This is a genomic window from Salinibacillus aidingensis, from assembly GCF_039522525.1.
Classification (GTDB): domain Bacteria; phylum Bacillota; class Bacilli; order Bacillales; family Alkalibacillaceae; genus Salinibacillus; species Salinibacillus aidingensis.
On sequence record NZ_BAAADO010000007.1, the window covers coordinates 34,857 to 54,406 of the forward strand.

At 40.2% G+C, this 19,550-nt stretch carries 21 protein-coding genes and 1 pseudogene; 14 read left to right on the top strand and 8 right to left on the bottom strand.

The annotated features are described in order from the left end of the window. Positions 1–344 precede the first annotated feature (344 nt). The gene (locus tag ABD006_RS15125) at positions 345–1,043 is read left to right on the top strand and encodes a CPBP family intramembrane glutamic endopeptidase (RefSeq protein ID WP_343842839.1); all 699 of its coding nucleotides are present in this window, start codon (positions 345–347) and stop codon (positions 1,041–1,043) included. A gap of 376 nt (positions 1,044–1,419) precedes the next feature. Further along, positions 1,420–1,965, top strand: a complete 546-nt coding sequence (locus ABD006_RS15130; RefSeq protein WP_343842842.1) for a hypothetical protein — start codon at positions 1,420–1,422, stop codon at positions 1,963–1,965. Between the two features lie 92 nt (positions 1,966–2,057). Here ABD006_RS15130 and ABD006_RS15135 read toward each other — a convergent pair whose 3' ends face one another. Continuing rightward, positions 2,058–2,657: a sterol desaturase family protein gene (locus tag ABD006_RS15135; protein ID WP_343843156.1), complete on the bottom strand. Its 600-nt coding sequence runs from the start codon at positions 2,655–2,657 to the stop codon at positions 2,058–2,060. 28 nt (positions 2,658–2,685) lie between these two features. After that, positions 2,686–3,392, bottom strand: a pseudogene (locus tag ABD006_RS15140) (GntR family transcriptional regulator). A gap of 258 nt (positions 3,393–3,650) precedes the next feature. Here ABD006_RS15140 and ABD006_RS15150 point away from each other — a divergent pair. The 3 genes from ABD006_RS15150 (at position 3,651) to ABD006_RS15160 (ending at position 4,876) form a co-directional block, all read left to right on the top strand. Further along, positions 3,651–3,896: a YuzB family protein gene (locus ABD006_RS15150; RefSeq protein ID WP_343842846.1), complete on the top strand. Its 246-nt coding sequence runs from the start codon at positions 3,651–3,653 to the stop codon at positions 3,894–3,896. Between the two features lie 65 nt (positions 3,897–3,961). Continuing rightward, a complete protein-coding gene (locus ABD006_RS15155) occupies positions 3,962–4,453 on the top strand; it encodes a DUF1648 domain-containing protein (protein ID WP_343842849.1) in 492 nt (163 codons plus the stop codon). A gap of 15 nt (positions 4,454–4,468) precedes the next feature. Beyond that, positions 4,469–4,876, top strand: coding sequence for a secondary thiamine-phosphate synthase enzyme YjbQ (locus ABD006_RS15160; RefSeq protein ID WP_343842852.1), 408 nt, complete (start codon positions 4,469–4,471; stop codon positions 4,874–4,876). Between the two features lie 299 nt (positions 4,877–5,175). Here ABD006_RS15160 and ABD006_RS15165 read toward each other — a convergent pair whose 3' ends face one another. Continuing rightward, on the bottom strand, positions 5,176–6,348 hold the full coding sequence (locus tag ABD006_RS15165) for an MFS transporter (protein ID WP_343842854.1): 1,173 nt from the start codon (positions 6,346–6,348) through the stop codon (positions 5,176–5,178). Positions 6,349–6,525: 177 nt separating this feature from the next. On the opposite strand from ABD006_RS15165, the gene ABD006_RS15170 reads away from it, so the two are divergent. From ABD006_RS15170 to ABD006_RS15190, 5 genes are all read left to right on the top strand, one after another. Beyond that, positions 6,526–7,857: an MFS transporter gene (locus ABD006_RS15170; protein ID WP_343842857.1), complete on the top strand. Its 1,332-nt coding sequence runs from the start codon at positions 6,526–6,528 to the stop codon at positions 7,855–7,857. Between the two features lie 121 nt (positions 7,858–7,978). Continuing rightward, the gene (locus tag ABD006_RS15175) at positions 7,979–8,443 is read left to right on the top strand and encodes a MarR family winged helix-turn-helix transcriptional regulator (protein ID WP_343842860.1); all 465 of its coding nucleotides are present in this window, start codon (positions 7,979–7,981) and stop codon (positions 8,441–8,443) included. 137 nt (positions 8,444–8,580) lie between these two features. Continuing rightward, positions 8,581–9,138 (top strand): NADPH-dependent FMN reductase, encoded by a 558-nt coding sequence (locus ABD006_RS15180; protein WP_343842863.1) that lies wholly within the window; start codon positions 8,581–8,583, stop codon positions 9,136–9,138. A gap of 105 nt (positions 9,139–9,243) precedes the next feature. Continuing rightward, positions 9,244–10,095, top strand: coding sequence for a VOC family protein (locus ABD006_RS15185; RefSeq protein ID WP_343842866.1), 852 nt, complete (start codon positions 9,244–9,246; stop codon positions 10,093–10,095). A gap of 429 nt (positions 10,096–10,524) precedes the next feature. Then, positions 10,525–10,665 carry a hypothetical protein gene (locus tag ABD006_RS15190; protein ID WP_343842869.1) on the top strand — a complete coding sequence of 47 codons (141 nt, stop codon included), beginning with the start codon at positions 10,525–10,527 and terminating at the stop codon, positions 10,663–10,665. A 247-nt stretch (positions 10,666–10,912) separates the two neighbouring features. On the opposite strand, the gene ABD006_RS15195 is transcribed toward ABD006_RS15190, so the two are convergent. Then, a complete protein-coding gene (locus ABD006_RS15195) occupies positions 10,913–11,101 on the bottom strand; it encodes a hypothetical protein (protein WP_343842871.1) in 189 nt (62 codons plus the stop codon). Between the two features lie 115 nt (positions 11,102–11,216). Here ABD006_RS15195 and ABD006_RS15200 point away from each other — a divergent pair, with 115 nt between their 5' ends. The 3 genes from ABD006_RS15200 (at position 11,217) to ABD006_RS15210 (ending at position 14,657) form a co-directional block, all read left to right on the top strand. Further along, positions 11,217–12,344 carry a glycerate kinase gene (locus ABD006_RS15200; RefSeq protein ID WP_343842874.1) on the top strand — a complete coding sequence of 376 codons (1,128 nt, stop codon included), beginning with the start codon at positions 11,217–11,219 and terminating at the stop codon, positions 12,342–12,344. A 92-nt stretch (positions 12,345–12,436) separates the two neighbouring features. Further along, positions 12,437–13,453 (top strand): GTP 3',8-cyclase MoaA, encoded by a 1,017-nt coding sequence (gene moaA, locus ABD006_RS15205; RefSeq protein ID WP_343842877.1) that lies wholly within the window; start codon positions 12,437–12,439, stop codon positions 13,451–13,453. A gap of 145 nt (positions 13,454–13,598) precedes the next feature. Continuing rightward, complete coding sequence (locus tag ABD006_RS15210) at positions 13,599–14,657, top strand: NAD(P)/FAD-dependent oxidoreductase (protein WP_343842879.1); 1,059 nt, start codon at positions 13,599–13,601, stop codon at positions 14,655–14,657. A gap of 118 nt (positions 14,658–14,775) precedes the next feature. Here ABD006_RS15210 and ABD006_RS15215 read toward each other — a convergent pair whose 3' ends face one another. After that, complete coding sequence (locus ABD006_RS15215; RefSeq protein WP_343842881.1) at positions 14,776–16,251, bottom strand: methyl-accepting chemotaxis protein; 1,476 nt, start codon at positions 16,249–16,251, stop codon at positions 14,776–14,778. Between the two features lie 179 nt (positions 16,252–16,430). Here ABD006_RS15215 and ABD006_RS15220 point away from each other — a divergent pair, with 179 nt between their 5' ends. After that, positions 16,431–16,670 (top strand): hypothetical protein, encoded by a 240-nt coding sequence (locus tag ABD006_RS15220; RefSeq protein WP_343842884.1) that lies wholly within the window; start codon positions 16,431–16,433, stop codon positions 16,668–16,670. A gap of 35 nt (positions 16,671–16,705) precedes the next feature. Here the strand turns inward: ABD006_RS15220 and qoxD are convergent, their stop codons facing one another. From qoxD to qoxB, 3 genes are read right to left on the bottom strand one after another with little or no spacing between them, the layout of a single operon-like run. Then, positions 16,706–16,990 carry a cytochrome aa3 quinol oxidase subunit IV gene (qoxD, locus tag ABD006_RS15225; protein WP_343842886.1) on the bottom strand — a complete coding sequence of 95 codons (285 nt, stop codon included), beginning with the start codon at positions 16,988–16,990 and terminating at the stop codon, positions 16,706–16,708. 1 nt (position 16,991) lies between these two features. Further along, the gene (qoxC, locus tag ABD006_RS15230; protein WP_343842889.1) at positions 16,992–17,588 is read right to left on the bottom strand and encodes a cytochrome aa3 quinol oxidase subunit III; all 597 of its coding nucleotides are present in this window, start codon (positions 17,586–17,588) and stop codon (positions 16,992–16,994) included. Next, a complete protein-coding gene (qoxB, locus tag ABD006_RS15235) occupies positions 17,585–19,534 on the bottom strand; it encodes a cytochrome aa3 quinol oxidase subunit I (protein ID WP_343842891.1) in 1,950 nt (649 codons plus the stop codon). Before qoxB ends, qoxC begins: the two co-directional genes overlap by 4 nt. Between the last annotated feature and the right edge of the window lie 16 nt (positions 19,535–19,550).

Genomic DNA, 19,550 nt, shown 5'->3' on the forward strand with positions numbered 1-19,550 from the left:
CGCATAGCGTTTCGTACTCTGTTTTTATTGACATAACAGCATTTATCGCATTTTACAACCTTAATTGACATTGTAAATAGCAACCTTTTTATCAAGTGTACATAGATTTATGTACTGTGTGGAATTAAGGTGCTAAAATAAATGTTAATTACTATGTTATTTTTATTGTCATTTGTGATGTTAATAATAAGTTTTTGCTGTACTTTAAGGACTTTAGGAGTTATATGATAAAATATAATTAAATATTTTGAAAAAATCATATTCTTCAACTAACTAGCGAAAGAGTTGAAAAAAATGGGCCTTAATAGTCTATGTTCGTATATATTGTTACGGAGGTGATTGGGTTGAAACAGACAGATAAACAGAAAAGCAACCTATCTATTTTAATGTATATGTTTACTGTCGTAATTTCTTTTTATACAGTAGGTGAACTTGTTGGTATTGATCATTCACCTGCTTATCATTACGAAACTTATTTAAAGGAAATAGCAATTGCTTTAGTCCCTCTCATAATAACTTTATCCTTTCCACCTATTAGAAAAATGCTTTGGCAATCATTTGACACTTCCCCTTTATCATCCAAAAAAATCTGGTTCTATATAATAGGATTTTTACTTGTATATTATTTTATTTTTAAAATTACCTTTGACTATGAAATATTTATTTCGAAAAGTTGGGTAATATACTATGATTGGGGAATACCTTATATAACTTATTTCACTTATCCAGTGTTAGGGTTTTCGCTATACATTTTTTCAAGAGTTATATTAGCTCCAATTATTGAGGAGTTTATTTATCGTGTATTCTTTATATCTTTTTTTAGCAAGTGGATTAACGTGTGGATAGTAGTTATCCTGCAAGCAGCTATATTCACTTTTAATCATCCGTTTTCTCCTTTTTTAGCTGGCATATTAGGACTTTTCTTGGGGATTCTTTACGTTAAAACAAAGTCTATTATTCCAGTTTTAATCTGTCATTCAGTATGGAACCTTTACAGTGCCTTAGTTATGAATTTTGATTTCTGGTTTATTCCAAGATGGTGATTGATAATATAATGCTGCTTTTTTAAACAACTTCCTTACTGTTATTGTATAAACGGAGGCTTTAGTTGAATAAGGATAGTAAATTTTTACGTTAAAAAACCGCTCATATTAATGTTTGTACTGCTATATTGTTGTTAAATTGTTTGCGAATTAGTCAGTTATTCATACTATTATTAGCATTTTTCTCTCCCAAAACTGACCCCGTTAAAGCCAGCCCTGGTTCTTTTTTTTAATCACGTATGAACTGGCCGTAAAACCCCCCCCACTGCAAGAAGTTTCACTTTATAAAATTGGTTGTTATGAAACGTTTTTCCCTTAAAATTCGTATAGAGGAGTAAGATGTTATAGAATTTTACGCAACAGGGAGGAATAACAGGTGAATGAACTAATATTGGCTGCTATGATTATATTTATCCTTTATAAATCTATCCGTTTTTATCAAGTCATCGCACGAATGAAAAACATTCGATTTCCAGCAATGGAAGATATGGCTGAGATTCGGAAACTTCCGGAGAAACCATTAAACGCCCCTTCCTATTCCCACCAGAAACTAGGGATGACCATTTATATACTAATGCTCGTATTTTTACTGGTTATGTTTTCGGTAGGAATATTTATAGGAGGAACACAATGGTATTCTTTTCTGCCCCTGCTCGTACCATTTGTATATGCCGGTGATTTACTGAATCTGTTTGCTATTTCAGATGACGGAATATTATCTGGTACCAGGTTTATCCCGTGGAAGAATATCCGTTCATTTGAATTTGTGCAAATTGATGTAAATCATCGATATTATGGTCATTCTAAAGAGGTGAATGACACTTACGAACTTAAAATTAAGACTAGAGGATTTCCTGTCAGTATTGTAGTGGTTACAGATGAAATGAAGGAAAAGTTGACCGAGATTTTGAATAATAAGTAAGCATCAGTTCAGTATTAAGAATTAAATGCCCCTAAGCCTGTTTTTAACTTATTAGTTATTAAAAACAGGCTTTTTTCTAAACTTTGTTGAGTTCAGGCTCTTTTCTCAAGGTTTTTTGCTGTCTCGCTTTTTTCAACTTCATCGTGATGTCTGTATGTCCCCAGTGTTTTGTCAACGGTGGTGTGTGTTACACCGTACCAGTAGTTTTCATTTTTATAATGATGCCAAAGATGTGTTTTTTTAATCTTTTTACCAAGCTTTGTTCTTGGTTTAATCGGTTTGTGAGCAACATAATGCTTCCATTCATAAAAAAGAAAATAAGTAATTAATCCTGTAGAAAACGCAACGGTTAACTGTAGATTAGTGGAGATGGAATAGAAAATCAGTGACAGGATTATAAAGTTAGGAAGACTGAACCATAGGGGTAAAAATAGCAGTTTTACATCTTTTGGATCCACATGATGATCATAGTGCAGACGTTTAATCATTTTTAGTAAAACTGGATTTTTAGGGGGTTTCATATGAAATACAAAACGATGAACCATATACTCGCTGATTGCATAAGCTATCGCTCCAATGATCATCGCAATCCATGTACCAATCTGAAGCAAATGCTGAAATGTATAAATTGCAACAGCGAAAAACAGGATAAGCATAACGGTGACATCCGGAAAGAAAACAAACTCCTTCATATATTTCTTCACAAATATCTTCTCCTTTTTAACGAATAGTATCTTCACCCTCTTTATAATCAGAGGAAATATGATTCTTCCATATGGTATAGCTTTTTTCCATCATAGAAGACACAGCACTCTCCGCTTGCTGATAATCCCCATTTAATGCAGCAGTCATCAGGTCCTTATAGTAGTTAAAAGATGCTTTTCGACAAAAATCCAGTGAAAAGTATTTCGTTGCCATTCTTACATATACATGATCAAAACTGTTTAACATCAATAAATAAATTGGATTATGCGACAGCCCTGCTACTCTTTTCTGTAAATGCCAGTCGAATAACGCAAAATCTTCTGCCTGATCATGCAATGTGTCCATTTCAGAGAGGATGGCAACTACTTTAGGATAATGGTTCATAACGGCTTCTTTTATATACTTTGTCGTGATTGCATTCCGCAGTTCCAGAAAATAGAGTACAAATTCGTCAGGGACTTCCTCATATTGCTGCACGATATCAACAATGGTTTTAATATTTCCCTCCTTCCAATAATCTTTTACGTAGCAGGGTGGCCACGTTGCAATCTTATCCACCCAGCATAAGATAAACGCTGTAAAACCTCTCGTATGGTCGGACGGCCCACCTCATATTGAACTGCAAGCTGTCTTTCGGGTTTTAATTGAGTTCCAACTGGGTATTCTCCTTGAATAATCGCTGTAATTATCTGTTTTTCGATAGCAATAGCAGACTGTTTCATGTTTTCCTCCATTTTGGTAAGACCAATTAGTTTTGTGGTATGACCATTCACCTTAAAATATTTAGAAAATTTAGTCAACATTTTATTCAATCATAAACTTGGATTACTCGTTTTATCTATGGATGAAGGCAGAAAAGGTATTGAAAGTTGACATATTATATAATGATCCGTAGTATCTTCAAAGGGCTAAAGATTTAACCATTTATCATTTAATGGTAATCGTAAACTTTTAATGAACTTCAAAGGAGGTTAGCAGCTATGCGGCTTGTGATTGTTGAAGTCTGTGACGGCAATTTGATGGCCAGAGTTGATCTGGAGGAAATTATAGAGCATGAATATCCGGAAGCTGCTGTGATTGAAAATAGCTGCCTTAACTTCTGCGGAATGTGTGCGAAGCGTCCTTATGCAATGGTTAACGGTCACCGTGTGTTTGGTCAGACTGCTGAAGAATGTCTGGACAAAATCCGGACTAAAATTGAAGAAGAATTAGCTGTATTTCATTAAAAGGGACAGTCCCCACATGCGCAAATGTGGGGACTGTCCCTAAGAGGGAGGCTGGAGGGATGCTAATGAAGAATAATCCTATCATAGATTTACCGCCTAGCAGAATTGTTAAAAGGCTAAATGCGGTTACTCTGATAATTATACTAGGTACATATATTTATTTAGCTTTTGTTTTCCCTGGGCTCCCCGAGGAAGTACCTATGCATTTCAATTTGGCCGGGGAAGCTGATAATTGGGGGAATAAAGCGTTTATTCTGGTTTTGCCACTTATTTTTGCTATTATCCTTTTGCCTTTACACTTTTTGCAAAGGACTCCATACATGTATAATTTTCCTGTGAAGGTGACTGAAGAAAATGCCAGTCGTTTATATCGGCTGGGACGATTACTTCTGGCTGTTATGAATGTGGAAATGGCTCTCCTGATGGTATTCATCACCTGGGCGGTGGTTCAAACGGCCAAGGGCCATCCATTTTTAAATGGGATTATGATTGCCTTTCTTCTCCTTCCATTGGTCACTGCGCTGATTTTCATCATAAAAATGGTAAAATCTAAGTAAAAGGAGCTGATAACGTTGAGTAAAACCTTATTTTCATTTCAAATTTCAACCCATGAAAAACAGTCTTTTACGAATTTAGATCAATATATACAGGATGCCTTAGAGCAAAGCAATATAAAAGACGGGATTATGGTAGTTTATTGTCCTCATACCACCGGAGCGATTACCATCAATGAAAACGCTGATCCAGATGTTAAAACTGATTTAAAGCTTGGGTTAAATGAAACCTTTCCCAATAAATCAGAATATGTACATATGGAAGGGAATTCAGACGGTCACATGAAGTCATCTGTCGTTGGGGCGAGTGAAACCCTGATTATTTCAAACGGACGCCCTGTGCTTGGCACCTGGCAAAGTGTATATTTCTGTGAATTCGACGGACCAAGAATAAGAACGGTTTATATAAAAATCATTGAAGGGTAATAAGAAAAGCGGAGGCGACCCGTTTAGGCCCGACGGCATAAGCAAAATCTCCGGAGTGGCCGCTTTTTGGCCATGGAGGAGATTTTGCTTATGACCGCTTGGGCCTGGGAGCCGCAGCTGGACATAGAAAAGCGGAAGCGACTTTTCAGGTCATGCGGGATAAGACGAAGACATGGAGTGGCATGGGTTTTGCCACGTAATGGCTTTGGCTTATATCCGCCTTGACCTAGGAGCCGCAGCTGGACATTAGAAAAGCGGAGGCGACTGGATAATCAGTCGCCTGCGCTTATGTTCAATAACTATTCTCCCTGCCATTCATTATGGTTTTGCACAGAATACGTACTCTTAATGGAGAGTATGGCTGTCACAAGGGACGCACCAATCAGAATTGCTCCAATAAAAGCATTTTGTTCAACGGTAGTCTGTTCAATGATGATACCTCCCAGTAAAGAACCGAATGCAACCCCGAAATGCAGGGCAGAGTTACTTAAACTTTGCTGAGTATCCGATGTTTCGGGTGATGTGTCGATCAGGTAGGTCTGCATTGCAGGGGAAATGGCCCAGCTTAGAATCCCCCAGATGAGCACCCCTATAAATAATAAGGGGATATTAAAGGTCATATAGGGAATGGAATAAACGATAACCCCAAAGATAATCAGTGAATAAACAATCGTTTGTTTTGTACCGAATAAATCTCCCAGCGTACCCCCGATTCCACCGCCACTGACAGCAGCAAATCCGAACGCAAAGTAAATCACGCTAATCCAGGTTCCATCCAGACTGGTTGATGACTGCAGGAACGGTTTTAAATAAGCATAAAGAGCCGTATGACCAGTCATATACAGAAATGTCGTAGCGTGTGCAAATACAATTTTGGAACTTTTTAAGGTCCTAAGTTGATCTCGGAGCGGTACAGGTGGAGTCGGTGTCCTTCTTTCCATTAAAAAGTAAACACCAGCCATTGAAATTATCGTCAGGATTGCAATTATGACAAAGGGGGCCCGCCAGCCAAGCCCTTCACCAATTAAAATGCCAAAAGGAACCCCTAATACGATGGCTCCACTGACCCCCATGGATACCATTCCGATAGCCCTGGCCCGGTACTTACGCTCAACTAAACCTGGAGCCATGACCAGACATAATATAATGAGTAATGCCCCGCTTGTTGCCGAAATCACTCGACCAAGAAATACTATACTATAGGTGGTACTGAAAACGGTGACCACATTTCCAATGAGAAAGATGAATAAGGATATCATCATTAAGGTTTTTCGTTCAATCTTAGCTGTCATCACCAGTAATATTGGAGACATGATCGCAAAAATAAGTGAAAATATTGTAATGAGAAAGCCGGCCTGTCCAAGTGATATATTCAGATCCCTGGCGATTAAATCTAAAATACCGCCAATGATAAGTTCGACCAGACCAATGACAAAGGCAATGACCATTAATAAATATACCCGTTTATCCATACACTGCCGTCCTTTCTTAGAAGTTCAATTCTCATCGTATACCTCTCGGCCGTTAAAAACAAGGAGGATTTACCTGGAGTGAAGAAGTCCTGCTTGACACACGGATTGAATAAAACCTATTTGCCTGTAAATGCTATAATAATTCATACATCATTTTAGCAAAACCCGGGTGATTACATGACTGGACGGATAAGAGAACAACTGCAGAAACCCTGGATTCTCGTATTAACCATTGGACTCGGTACCATGCTGAATCCATTGAATTCATCGATGATTTCTGTAGCACTGACTCGCTTGCAGTTTGAATTTGAATTATCGTTTGCGGATGCCTCATGGCTAATCTCTATTTTTTATCTTGCAAGTGCAGCAGGACAGCCTGTAATGGGGAAATTAAGTGATATGTTTGGTCCTAAGCGATTATTTATGACAGGGCTGGTACTGGTAGCGGGTGCATGCCTGCTGGCCCCTTTTTCACCAAATTTCGTCTTTTTGCTTGGGTGTCGGGCTTTGCAGGCGATTGGCAGCTCAACGCTATTTCCAAGCGGGATGAGTATGGTACGCACAAGTATCACACAAAAACAGGGACAAGCCCTGGCAGCCTTATCTATATTCGCCAATGTTTCGGCAGCATTCGGGCCATCTATTGGCGGCTTTTTAGTAGGTGCCTGGGATTGGCCTTCCATTTTTTTCGTCAATTTTCCTTTTATCATTCTTTCGTTTGTTATGGCTCTTTTTATATTGCCGAATACGGGTAAAATGGAATTTGATATGAAGCGAATTGATTTTGGCGGAATTTCTCTGTTTATTGTGTCGATTGTCGGCTTAATACTGTTTCTTCTTTCTTTGGAACAAACGGTTAATATATGGGCGCTTATCGTATTTGTATCAGCTGGAATCGCTTTTTATTTCTATGAAAATCGACATCAGGCGCCATTTATACATTTTCCGACCTTAAGGCAAAATCCGACCGTAACATGGATTTATTTACAATTTATGACGATTAATCTGGTTTATTATTGTTATTTCTTCGGGTTTCCCACGTATTTGCAGCAGGCTGCAGGTTATAATGAAGGAAAGACAGGCTTAATAATGCTTGCACTGGCGGGGTTCAGTGTCATTATCTCACCACTGGCAGGGGCCCTGATTGACCGTTTTGGATCAAAAGTTCCCATGGTTATTGGAGCCGTCCTCCTTTTAATTGGAACAGGACTCTTACTTACTTTCGATCAGGCATCCCCATTACTTTGGTTAATGGTGATTATGGCTGTGCTGGGAATGAGTAATGGCTTTAACAATATTTCCGCACAGACGGCCTTGTTTGAAAATGTATCAAGAGAGGAAACCGGTTCAGCTTCCGGACTATTTCAAACGAGTCGCTATTTAGGAGCCATATTATCCGGTAGTCTGCTTGGGATCACCTTTAATCAATTTGTCGATACCAAGCACCTGCACCTTGTGGCTATCATCTGCTTTATTTTCTGCCTGATCATCGTAGGTCTCTGTCCCTGAAGCTACCAGGGGAAAACAGGGCTTCTAATTCAGGTCACCTTGACAGCTAGCCCCATTATCCGATATAATTTATTTTGAATTCGAGATATTAAAAGATATTTTAAAATAAGGGTTGATAACGATGAGTTCAACTGAAAATTTTAATCAGGAAAGTGAGCTTTCTTTAAAGTTATTTATCGTTTTAACACGTGCATTACAATCCGTAGAAAAAAAAGCCATCAAAGATATAAAGAGTCTCGGACTTAATCTGACCGAGTTTTCCGTTCTTGAATTGCTTTATCATAAGGGGGAGCAGCCGATTCAAAAGATCGGAAGCAAGGTTCTCCTTGCCAGCAGCAGTATTACGTACGTGGTCGATAAACTGGAAAAGAAAAACTATATAAGAAGACGTGCGTGTCCGAATGATCGGCGTGTGACCTATGCAGGTGTTACAGAAGCCGGGAAGCAGTTAATGGATGAAATCTTTCCAAAGCATGTGGAGGCGATTAATGATATTATGGGCGGCCTCAATAATGATGAAAAGCAAACGATGATTGAATATCTGAAAAAGTTAGGCTATCATGCGGAAGGACTGGAAAAGGAGTAAGCCAGCTGGTTGATGAAGGACCTGAGCTTGAAAATTGACAAGGTCCTTCCTTTTATTTAAAATAAATCTCGAATTCATAATAATTGAATTTGTAATAATTAACTTAAAACAATTCATGAACACAGGAGGAATACATCATGCTAAAGATAGGTATCGTTTTGGGAAGTGTAAGAGAGGGGCGTAATGGAGAGGCAGTAGCCAATTGGATCAATGACTTTGCCGGAAACCGTAATGACGAAGCAGAGTATGAAATTATCGATCTTAAAGATTACAGCCTTCCGTTATTAGGTGCAGCCGTACCTGAAAACCAACAGGAGGAAGCCAATGCTGCAGTAAAAGCCTGGTCAGAAAAAATGGCCTCTTTTGATGGGTATATCTTCGTCGTACCTGAGTATAACCATGCAGTTGGTGGAGCCTTCAAGAATGCCTTAGATTATTTAAAATCAGAAGTAAATAATAAGGCAGCGGGCTTTGTCGGTTATGGAAGTCTGGGTGGTACTCGTGCCCATGAAAATCTCCGTTTAATTTTAGGTGAGCTTCAAGTAGCTGATGTGCGTACAGCTGTTACATTCTCTCTTATGACTGATTTTGAAAACATGAGTGTGTTTAAACCAGCGGATTACCATGAAAATAATGCAGATGAAATGCTGGATCAGCTTCTTGCATGGAGCGGTGCATTAAAAACAATTAGATAAACTGGAATAAAAAGGCTGCCACACATTGTGGCAGCCTGTTTCCTATAAAAGGCAGGCTTTTAAAATCATCCGCCGTAACGGATAAATATGAAAGGAGATGAACATATGGAAAAGCAGTTTTTTAATGAGAATGCCATTTATGTAGGAGAAGTAAATATTAAAGTGACGAACTTGGAACAATCCATCACGTTTTATAAGGAAATCATCGGATTTGACGTTCTGGAACAGACAGAAGGGAGGGCTGTTCTGACAGCTGATGGGAAAACACCATTGGTTACTCTTGAACAGCCAGAAGGTATCCAGCCAAAAGAAGGAAGAACAGCTGGCCTTTATCATTTTGCAATCTTATTGCCTTCGCGTGCTGATTTATCCCACTTTTTATCTCACATTATTCAAACGAAATACCGCTATGGCCTTGGTGCTGCCGATCATTATGTCAGTGAAGCTTTATACCTCTCCGACCCGGATGGAAATGGGATTGAAGTTTATCATGACCGCCCATCTTCTGAGTGGAACTGGGCCAATGGTCAGGTGGATATGGCAACCGTTGAACTTGATGCACAGGGGATTCTTGATGAAAGCAATGGAAAGTGGGCAGGACTCCCATCGGATACCATTATCGGGCACATTCACTTACATGTAAGAGATTTAGAATCAACGGAAGCTTTTTATATACAAGGACTGGGTTTTGAGGTTGTTACTCAATTACCTGGAGCACTCTTCACCTCAACAGCGCGCTATCATCATCATATTGGTCTGAACGTATGGAATGGTACAGGGGCAAAAATCCCGGATAAAAACCGTGTAGGACTCAATTATTTTACATTGGTGTTTCCGGATGATGACCAGCGGCAGCAGGCAGTAGACCGTCTGGAAAATCAGGGGGTACATGTAGAAAAACAGGGCGATATTCATGTAGTAGAAGACCCCTCAGGAAATGTTATTCATTTGGTGTAGGTGCCTGTCACCACCCGAATTTTGTCGAAGCATCACAGGTTGGGGGTCTCATCAACAACGTTCGTTAGAATTCTACAGGGTGAGAGGTTTTTAATTTAATCGATACCCTTCTTGTAACGCTACGAATTCCCCATAAGATGATACTGGCCAAAAGTATGGACCCAATAATGGATAGCGGCATTGGTACCTGATCTGCTTCAAAAGGGAGCCACTCCGGAATATACAGTTCACTGTATTTTTTCCTATCCTTTTATTTACAATAATCATTAAGGAGGGTTGATCATGGTTACCTTTACAGAACCTGCAATTAACAAAATTAAAGATGAACTGCAATCGGTTTTAAAAGATGGCGAGGAGCCTTTACTACGATTAACCATGGCAATTGGTTGAGGAGGCCCTCAATTACAACTGGCTCTGGAGGAGTCAGCCATGAAGAATGATCAACAGTTTGAGGCACATGGAATTGAGTTTTTAATCAATGAAAAGGATCAGCCATATTTCAATAACACAAAAATTGATTATACAAGGACCTTATTAGGTGGAGGAAAATTTGAAGTTCTGAGGGTATAATCATTTAAGGTGGTGACAACTTCTGTCACCACCTTTTTCAATGGTCAACTGCAGGGAGGGGAGTGCTTGGCCATAAAGAGATTTGATTGATGTCATCCGTACAGTGACTGATACCAGGGCTGAATCGATTGATATCGCACATGCAGCGACTGATATCATTGCCAAAACGACCGATAGCCCAAAAGTAAATTGATAAACAGAGAAAACTGATGGATGAATCCCGTTAACTGACGGATATTCCATAAATTTAGACGTGATTCTGCATAAACATAAAGGATAAACCACGAAAGGCGATTGATTTCCTGAAGTCCAATTGAAACCAGGACTGAAACAGATTATATTTTGGTTGATTCAAAGCCATAAGCAACCGATAACCCCATCCATCAGACGGATAAACAGCAGAAACCGACTGATCCCACACATTTGCCCTTTCCAATTAATAGCCATATGATCTCCAAACATCTCGCTATTCTCCTTAAAATGTCTCAATATTGCCATATCTCATATTTTTCTAATATACTGAATGTATAAACTAAAAAGGTGTGTGGATGATGAACATAGTCGTTTCAGCAGATTCATTTAAAGGCAGTGCCTCAACATTTGAAGTGAACGATTATATTGAGAGGGGAATCAGGCGGGTGATGCCTGACGCTCAAGTGACGAAGCTTCCTTTGGCTGACGGTGGTGAGGGAACGGTTGATGCTTTTATACATCATTTAAATGGGCAGCACATCGAACGGGAGGTAACCGGACCATTAGGGAAAAAGGTAAAAGCTAAGTTTGGTCTGGTAGATAATAAAGCTGTTATTGAAATGGCGGAAGCTTCCGGTCTGCCACTTATTACTGAAGAAGAAAAAAATCCATTCGATGCAACAACATATGGAACAGGAGAATTAATAAAAGCAGCACTGGACTACGGTGTAGATGAAATTTTGATTGGGCTTGGCGGAAGTGCTACAAATGATGGGGGTGCCGGTATGGCGCAGGCCTTAGGTGTATCCCTTAAAGACGACAGGAATGATGAAATAGGATTCGGCGCAGCCCAGCTGGAGCGTTTGTCCCATATCGATATGTCAGGAATCGATGAACGCCTGGCACATACAACAATCACGGTATTATCTGATGTAACCAACCCTTTATGTGGAGAGAATGGAGCTTCCTATGTGTTTGGCCCCCAAAAAGGAGCCTCTGACCAGGATGTGAAGAAATTAGACCAGCTATTAAGACATTTAGGTGAGAAAATTGAAAATGAACTCCAATTACAGGTTATTGAACAACCTGGAGCAGGCGCTGCTGGTGGGCTTGGAGCGGGATTAGCTGCCTTCTGCGGGGCCAGGATTCACTCAGGGATTGAAAAAATTTTGGAGATTATGCAACTGGACGAGTATGTCAGGAATGCCGATCTTGTTATTACAGGAGAAGGAAGAATGGATTATCAGTCCGTTAATGGCAAGGCCCCAATTGGTGTTGCCAAGGTGGCTAAGCGGTACAACCTTCCTGTAATTGCCATTGTAGCAAGTGAGGGTGAGCGAGTGACCGAGGTTTATCAGAATGGCATAGATCTCGTGATTGATATCATTAATGAGCCTATGACAGTTGAAAAGGCCATAAGTAAAGTGGATGAACTGACAGAGGGTGCCGGGGAAAAGGCTATTCGAGCTTTTCGATTATCTGTATAAACATCTAATTTTGTACCACTAAATGAATAGAAAAAGGCATAGAATGTAGTGTGGATAAGGGAATGGGTATTTGAAAGGAGCAGGATAATTGTATGCAGGACACTCCATTAAAGGATAAGTTTGGTCGACCATTTCAGGATCTCCGTATTTCAGTGACAGATCGTTGTAATTTTCGCTGCCGCTATTGTATGCCTAAGGAGATTTTTGGCCCGGATTTTTCATTTTTACCCAAAGAGCACTTATTATCCTTTGAAGAAATAGAACGACTGGCAAAGCTGTTTGTACAATTGGGTGTGAAAAAAATACGCCTCACTGGCGGTGAACCACTGCTTCGAAGGAATTTGTCATTGCTGATTCAAAAGCTGTCCAATATCGACGGATTAGATGATATAGCTTTAACGACAAATGCATACATGCTGGAAAATCATGCAGAAAAACTTAAGGATGCAGGGTTGAAACGTGTCAACGTCAGTCTGGATGCTATTGATGACGAAACATTCAAATCCATCAATGATGTAGGTGCGAAAACCAATCGTGTTTTAAAAGGAATCCATAAGGCCAAGGAAGTCGGGTTGGAAGTAAAAGTGAATATGGTTGTGAAAAAGGGAATGAATGATCATGAAGTCATTCCAATGGCCAAGTATTTTAAAGAGCATGAGATTACGCTTCGTTATATTGAGTTTATGGATGTTGGTCAAACGAATGGCTGGGACTTCAGTCAGGTCGTTACGAAGAAAGCACTCTTTCAGCAGCTTAATGAACACTTTAAACTGGAGCCTGTGGAACCTGCCTATAAAGGGGAGGTAGCTCAAAGATACCGGTACGCTGGTACAGATACGGAAGTCGGTTTTATAACGTCTGTTTCGGAATCCTTTTGCTCAACTTGTACACGCGGCCGCCTCTCTGCGGATGGGAAATTCTTCACCTGTTTATTTGCAACGGATGGTCTGAATCTGAAAGAATTGCTCAGAACTGGTGCCACCGATGACGAAATTATTTCAGCTTTCACCCCAACCTGGGAAAACCGTACAGACCGTTATTCTGATGAACGTACAGAAGAAAGTGTGAAAAACAGGCCTAAAATAGAAATGTCTTATATTGGCGGATAAGCATTTTCACTTCGCTATCTCTTTCATCAATGTTTTTTCACAAAACTTATCGACAAGTTCTATCCTCCTTTGATAGTCTATAGTAGGAAGAAAACGTTTTCTGAATAATGCTTACATCAATAGACAAAGGGTAGGGAGTTTACTTATGAAGAGATTAGTCATACTAGGTGGAGGCTACGGGGGAATGAAAATTGTTCATCAGCTGTTAACGAGCGGGTTTCCCCATGACGTGGAAATTATTCTGGTCGATCGGAATCCGTATCACTCACTAAAGACTGAGTTTTATGCGATAGCAGCCGGAACAACAGCTGATAAGGATGTACGTATTGAATTCCCTCATCATGAACAGATTCGTTATGTTTTTGGAGAAGTTACTACGATTGATACAGAAAATCAGTTGGTAAAAATGGGGGATGAACCTGATGTTTCCTATGATTACTTAGTCATTGGATTGGGTTGTGAGGACAACTATCATGGAATTGAAGGGGCAGAGGCGTATACCGAAAGTGTCCAGACAATAGCAAAAGCCAGAAAAGCTGGTTCAGCCATCGGAAATCTGGATGCGCATTCGAAAGTAACCATTGTTGGTGCCGGCTTAAGCGGAATTGAAGTAGCTTCAGAGGTCCGTGAGAGCAGACCGGATTTAACAGTCCGTTTATTGGACCGGGGTTCATCTGTCCTAAAAGCCTTTGACGAAAAAATCCAAAGGTACGTAGAAGACTGGTTTGCTAAAAATGATGTCGAAGTGGTTCATCATGCCAACGTGGAATATGTGGAAAAAGGCCAGGTCTGTAATAATGGCAGTTGTTTTGACAGTGATGTAACGATTTGGACAGCAGGTGTTAAACCCAATCACATCATTGAGGAAATTCCCTTTGAAAAAGACGAACAGGGAAAAATCATATTAAATGAATTTTATCAGGTGCCCAGTCAAACAAATGTTTATGTGGTAGGTGACTGTGCCTCATCGGTCCATTCTCCAAGTGCACAGCTGGCAGGTCAGCAGGGGGAAAAAATTGGAGATGTCTTAACGGATGTATTGCAGGATACAGAGCCTGATGTTCCTTCAGAAGTTAAATTAAAAGGGAAGCTTGGCTCATTAGGCAAATCGGATGGGTTTGGCAGCATGTTTAACCAGCCTTTTACCGGTTTTCTGCCACGCCTGGCTAAAACAGGAGTACTCTGGTTAAGCAAAAGACACTAAAAAAGCCTTGTCATTGTCGAGTTTCATTTCGACAGTGACAAGGCTTTTGTTGTAGAAGCGACGGCCGGCTTCAGCACCCTATTCCTGGCTGGACAAACGGGCGCTTCCGCCTATGCTTTTAAAATCGCTCGGTTATGGTTGTGGCTTGTCTGGATGTTTCCTCCATTAATTCTGACAGCTTTTGATGGTCATTGGATAAAGTATCAACGGTTGCATTCATTTCTTCTAAGCTGGCGGATGTCTGTTCAATAATAGCAGCCAGATCATTTGTGGAACGTTCTACGCCATTGGATTGATTTTCAACCATCTCTGCCAGCTCGGTAAAGCTCTTTAACCCATGAGTTAAGTTCTGCAGGGTTCTGGTAATATGTTCAAAATAGCCTGTGACATCATTTGTAGAGGAAACACTGTCTTTAATTGTTTCTTCACTTTGTCCCATCTTGTTAATGGCTTCCTGATTACTCTTATTTAATTCTACAAGATTTTTAGTGATTTTTTCCGTCGTCTGGCCTGTGACATCAGCCAACTTTCGAATTTCATCAGCTACAACAGCAAAGCCTGATCCAGCTTCACCTGCCCGCGCGGCTTCAATTGATGCATTTAAGGCAAGCAGGTTGGTCTGCTCTGTAATATCCTTGATCGAATCCGCGAATGTATTTGTTTCCTCAATTTTTTCAGTTAAAACGCCAAATGTCTCATTTAAGGATTGAATAATTTTTTCCAGGTTATAAATATGGCTGGATAAGGTTTCAATTCTATCCTGACCATCGTAGGCGAGATTCTTGGCTTCATTTGATTCCTCGTATAGTGATGTGGATGTTTGATAGACCTCCTGAGCACTTGATCGGGTACCTTTTGTGCTTTCGGCAATTTCAGATATTTGTTCCGTTTGAGATTGACTTCCCAGGGATATTTCATGAATTGTGGAAGCCATTTCCTTCTGGGCACTTAAATTTGTTTGTAAATGCTCGTTGGCTGATTCAATATTTTCTGTAATGGACGAGACACTGTCTTCCAACTGGGTCTTTTGCTCTTCCTTCCGTTTAGTCTCTTCTTCTGATTGAATCAGTAACTCCTCAATTTTTTTATCCTGCTGATTGGATAGATGAATGATGACGTAGAAAATCACACCCATTAATAGATAAACCAGCATATAGGTAGGGAAGATGGCTTTGATGACTTCCTGCTCCGGAGCAGCCATCACCAGATTCGCAATGACGGTAATAAGTCCTAATATAAACCCTTGAAGAAAGATTTTTGTATGTAAATGAATCGCTGAATATACGGTAAGAAATAATAAAATAACCATAACATCCAGGGTACTGCTATCAAAAATAATGCTGACTAAACAAAATAAGTAAACGATCCAAATAAAAATGGACGGTAAAATATTAGGCTTTTTAAGTGCCTTCTGAAGGATGAAATAAGAAAGCCATAAACAAAGCAGCTCTGTACTGTAGATCCCGGTGTTAAAACCTTCTCCCTGTATAATGGATAGTGTCAAGGCGGCGACAAGAGAGATTGACATGGTGACAACCATTAAAGTGTTCTTTTTGAATGTATTGCTCTTACGCATATGTTCTATACTGCTCATCATATTCCCCCTGATCTTGTTGAAAATTGTCAACTATGTATTTACGTCCTATTATATGTCTTTTTCCTCTTTTTGTCATACCAATATATGTAAAACTGGTTATCTTTAATAAAATTTATAAAAAGTTTGACGTTTTTGTGAACATTGTGAATAATATATAGTATAAGGGGGTTGGGAAAATGAACACCAATCAAAGGATATTGAATGCTGTAAAACTTACAGGCGGGTTGATTCTGTTAGCCGGAATTGTATTATTTGCTATCGGACTGTTTGAAAGCCATTACAGTATTCTGGTTTCTATTGGAACGGGAACCATTATAGGGGCCGTGTTTATTTTTCTAATGGGAGTTTTTCTTGTGATATCAGAGGAAATAGTGGAGAAAAAATCAAGCAGAGCAGAAAACATGAAGAAGATTTAAAAAGGAGAGCGCCTTTTGACGCTCTCTTTTAATCTTTAAATATATCCCCAGGCAAGGGCGAGCAAGGAGCCGAATATCGTTACTAATGCAATGATCAGCCCATAGTAGATGTTTGTATAAATGGCTCCTTTATCCTTTGATTCTCCAGCATGCATAAACACAACCAGCTGAAGAGCGGCCTGAGCAAATGCTGTAATAAGCAGAATCGTTAAACCGACTGTAAATGAAACATCGTAAAAGTAAACCAGCAGAGCCACAATTGTAAGGATTAATGACCCTGCAAAACCCATGACATGTTTACGTGGAAATAGTTCTTTCATCTTACATCATTCCTTTCAGGTAGACGAAGCTGAAAATAAAGATCCATACGACGTCTAAGAAATGCCAGTAAAGAGAAAATATGAATGATTTATTGGTCGTCTCTGGTGTTAAGCCACGTTTTTTAATTTGCATCATAATGAATATCCCCCAGAATAATCCAAAGGTTACGTGGGCTCCGTGAGTTCCCAATGTTGTAAGCAGAATCGATGTGAAACCACTGGTCTGCAGTGATGCCCCTTCATGTACATAATGGGTAAATTCATAGATTTCCAGCCCAAGGAAACAGACCCCTAAGAGAAGGGTGATTGCGAAAAAGGCTTGCATCGCTTTCTGTCTGCCTAATCGCATAGCATGCACACCCAGGCCAATGGTGAAACTGCTTGTTAATAGAATAAAGGTTTCAAGCATAATCGGTGTAATAGTGAAAATTTCCTCCCCGGATGGTCCACTTCCTGTTCGGTTTTCAAGCAGGAAGTAGGACGCAAAAAGGGTAGCAAACAGCATAATTTCTGCACCGATAAAGATCCAAAAGCCTAATATATTAAGGTTGTTTTGTTCTGTACTATATTCAAGAGGCTGCGTTTTTTCTATACTCATGATTTAGCACCCCCTAATTTTTCTTCGGTCTCTTTAATATGATCCACCGACAGATGGTGCCCATGATCCTGCTCCAGGGAACGGTGAGCCATACAGCCAAATATACCAATGGCCGAAATAATCGCCAGAATCCATAAGCTGAATACCATCGCAAAACCGAATACAAAGAAGAAAGCACTCATGATAAACGGAACACCGCTGTTATTTGGCATGTGAATTTCTTCGTATTTTCCTTTAAACAGGTTTCCGTTGTTCTTCTTGTGATTCCAGAATGCGTCACGAGTGGTAACCTCTGGTGTAACCGCGAAATTATATTCCGGAACCGGGCTGTGTGTTGCCCATTCTAAGGAACGTGCATTCCAAGGATCTGCAGGTATATCTCTGGATGCATATCGTGTACTGTAGTAAATGTTGTAAACGATAATCACAAACCCTATAGCCAGCATAATGGCTCCAACAAAGGCAATCATGTTCCAAATACCGAATCCAGTTGCTTCGGAATAGGTGTACATCCGGCGTGCCTGACCGTCAAGACCTGAAATAAACATCGGGAAGAAGGCGACACAGGTACCAATTCCGATCAACCATGCTGCCCATTTTCCGAGTTTTTCGTTCAGCATGAAGCCAAACATCTTTGGCCACCAGTACGTGAGGCCAGCAAGCATAGCGAATACAACACCTGGAATAATCACTAAGTGGAAGTGAGCAACAAGGAACATCGTATTATGATACTGATAGTCAGCAGCTGACATCGCCAGCATAACCCCTGTTACACCACCAATGGTAAAGATCGGAATAAACAGCAGGGAATATAGCATCGGTGTTGTAATCCGTATCTTCCCTTTCCATAGCGTAAATAACCAGTTAAAGATTTTAATTCCTGTTGGTACAGCAATCGCCATCGTTGTAATGGAGAAAATACTGTTGACCAACGCGCCCTGCCCCATCGTAAAGAAGTGGTGAACCCATACAAGGAAAGACAGCAGGGAAATGATCACCATTGAGGCAACCATTGATTTATAGCCATAAAGATTTCGGCCTGAAAATGTTGGGATGACCTCACTATAGACACCGAAAGCAGGCAGAATCAGAATATAAACTTCAGGATGTCCCCAAACCCAGAACAGGTTGGCCCAAAGCATATCCATACCACCGTTTCCGGTTGTAAAGAAGTGAGTCGCAAACAGACGATCCATAGTTCCCATCGCCAGAGCTACTGTTAACACTGGGAAGGCAAACACAATAATGATATTGGTAATAAGCGCTGACCAGGTAAACATTGGCATTTTCATAAGGGTCATGCCAGGTGCTCTCATTTTCAGGATGGTGGCAATAAAGTTAATTCCGGTCATCAGCGTTCCTATACCGGATATTTGAATCGCAATCATATAGTAGTTGGTTCCAACAGACTTACTAAATTCATTTCCAGCCAGAGGGAAGTAAGAAGTCCAGCCTGCATCAGGTGAGCCCCCAACTATGAATGAAATGTTAAATAGCATCGCTCCCATAAAGAATAACCAGAAGCTCAAAGCGTTTAATCTTGGGAAAGCAACGTCCCGGGCCCCAATTTGTAAGGGCACAACGTAGTTCATTAGGGCAATGATAAAAGGCATTGCCATAAAGAAGATCATGACAACTCCATGTGTTGAAAAGATCTCATTATAATGCTGGGAGTCCAGCAATGTATTATCGGGTACTGCGAGCTGAGCACGCATCATAATAGCGTCCACGCCACCACGGAATAACATGAGTATGGCAGAAATTAAATACATAATCCCAATACGTTTATGGTCAACCGTTGTCAGCCATTCGCGCCATAGATATCCCCATTTTTTAAAATAGGTCAGACCTACGATAATGGCAATGGTGGTAAGGACAATCGCTACCATCGCTGCATAAATTGCAGGACTGGGATGAGGTATGGCAAATCGTTCAAAAAACTCCATCCTGATTGCTCCTTTC

What these genes read in the sequence shown, in the direction of transcription:
- ABD006_RS15190 (WP_343842869.1), top strand. Translation starts at nt 10,525, where the DNA reads ATGAAGAATGATCAACAGTTTGAGGCACATGGAATTGAGTTTTTAATC.
- ABD006_RS15180 (WP_343842863.1), top strand. Translation starts at nt 8,581, where the DNA reads ATGCTAAAGATAGGTATCGTTTTGGGAAGTGTAAGAGAGGGGCGTAAT.
- qoxB (WP_343842891.1), bottom strand. Translation starts at nt 19,534, where the DNA reads ATGGAGTTTTTTGAACGATTTGCCATACCTCATCCCAGTCCTGCAATT.
- moaA (WP_343842877.1), top strand. Translation starts at nt 12,437, where the DNA reads ATGCAGGACACTCCATTAAAGGATAAGTTTGGTCGACCATTTCAGGAT.
- qoxC (WP_343842889.1), bottom strand. Translation starts at nt 17,588, where the DNA reads ATGAGTATAGAAAAAACGCAGCCTCTTGAATATAGTACAGAACAAAAC.
- ABD006_RS15200 (WP_343842874.1), top strand. Translation starts at nt 11,217, where the DNA reads ATGAACATAGTCGTTTCAGCAGATTCATTTAAAGGCAGTGCCTCAACA.
- ABD006_RS15165 (WP_343842854.1), bottom strand. Translation starts at nt 6,348, where the DNA reads ATGGATAAACGGGTATATTTATTAATGGTCATTGCCTTTGTCATTGGT.
- ABD006_RS15170 (WP_343842857.1), top strand. Translation starts at nt 6,526, where the DNA reads ATGACTGGACGGATAAGAGAACAACTGCAGAAACCCTGGATTCTCGTA.
- ABD006_RS15155 (WP_343842849.1), top strand. Translation starts at nt 3,962, where the DNA reads ATGAAGAATAATCCTATCATAGATTTACCGCCTAGCAGAATTGTTAAA.
- ABD006_RS15215 (WP_343842881.1), bottom strand. Translation starts at nt 16,251, where the DNA reads ATGAGCAGTATAGAACATATGCGTAAGAGCAATACATTCAAAAAGAAC.
- ABD006_RS15150 (WP_343842846.1), top strand. Translation starts at nt 3,651, where the DNA reads ATGCGGCTTGTGATTGTTGAAGTCTGTGACGGCAATTTGATGGCCAGA.
- qoxD (WP_343842886.1), bottom strand. Translation starts at nt 16,990, where the DNA reads ATGAAAGAACTATTTCCACGTAAACATGTCATGGGTTTTGCAGGGTCA.
- ABD006_RS15185 (WP_343842866.1), top strand. Translation starts at nt 9,244, where the DNA reads ATGGAAAAGCAGTTTTTTAATGAGAATGCCATTTATGTAGGAGAAGTA.
- ABD006_RS15175 (WP_343842860.1), top strand. Translation starts at nt 7,979, where the DNA reads ATGAGTTCAACTGAAAATTTTAATCAGGAAAGTGAGCTTTCTTTAAAG.
- ABD006_RS15135 (WP_343843156.1), bottom strand. Translation starts at nt 2,657, where the DNA reads ATGAAGGAGTTTGTTTTCTTTCCGGATGTCACCGTTATGCTTATCCTG.
- ABD006_RS15210 (WP_343842879.1), top strand. Translation starts at nt 13,599, where the DNA reads ATGAAGAGATTAGTCATACTAGGTGGAGGCTACGGGGGAATGAAAATT.
- ABD006_RS15220 (WP_343842884.1), top strand. Translation starts at nt 16,431, where the DNA reads ATGAACACCAATCAAAGGATATTGAATGCTGTAAAACTTACAGGCGGG.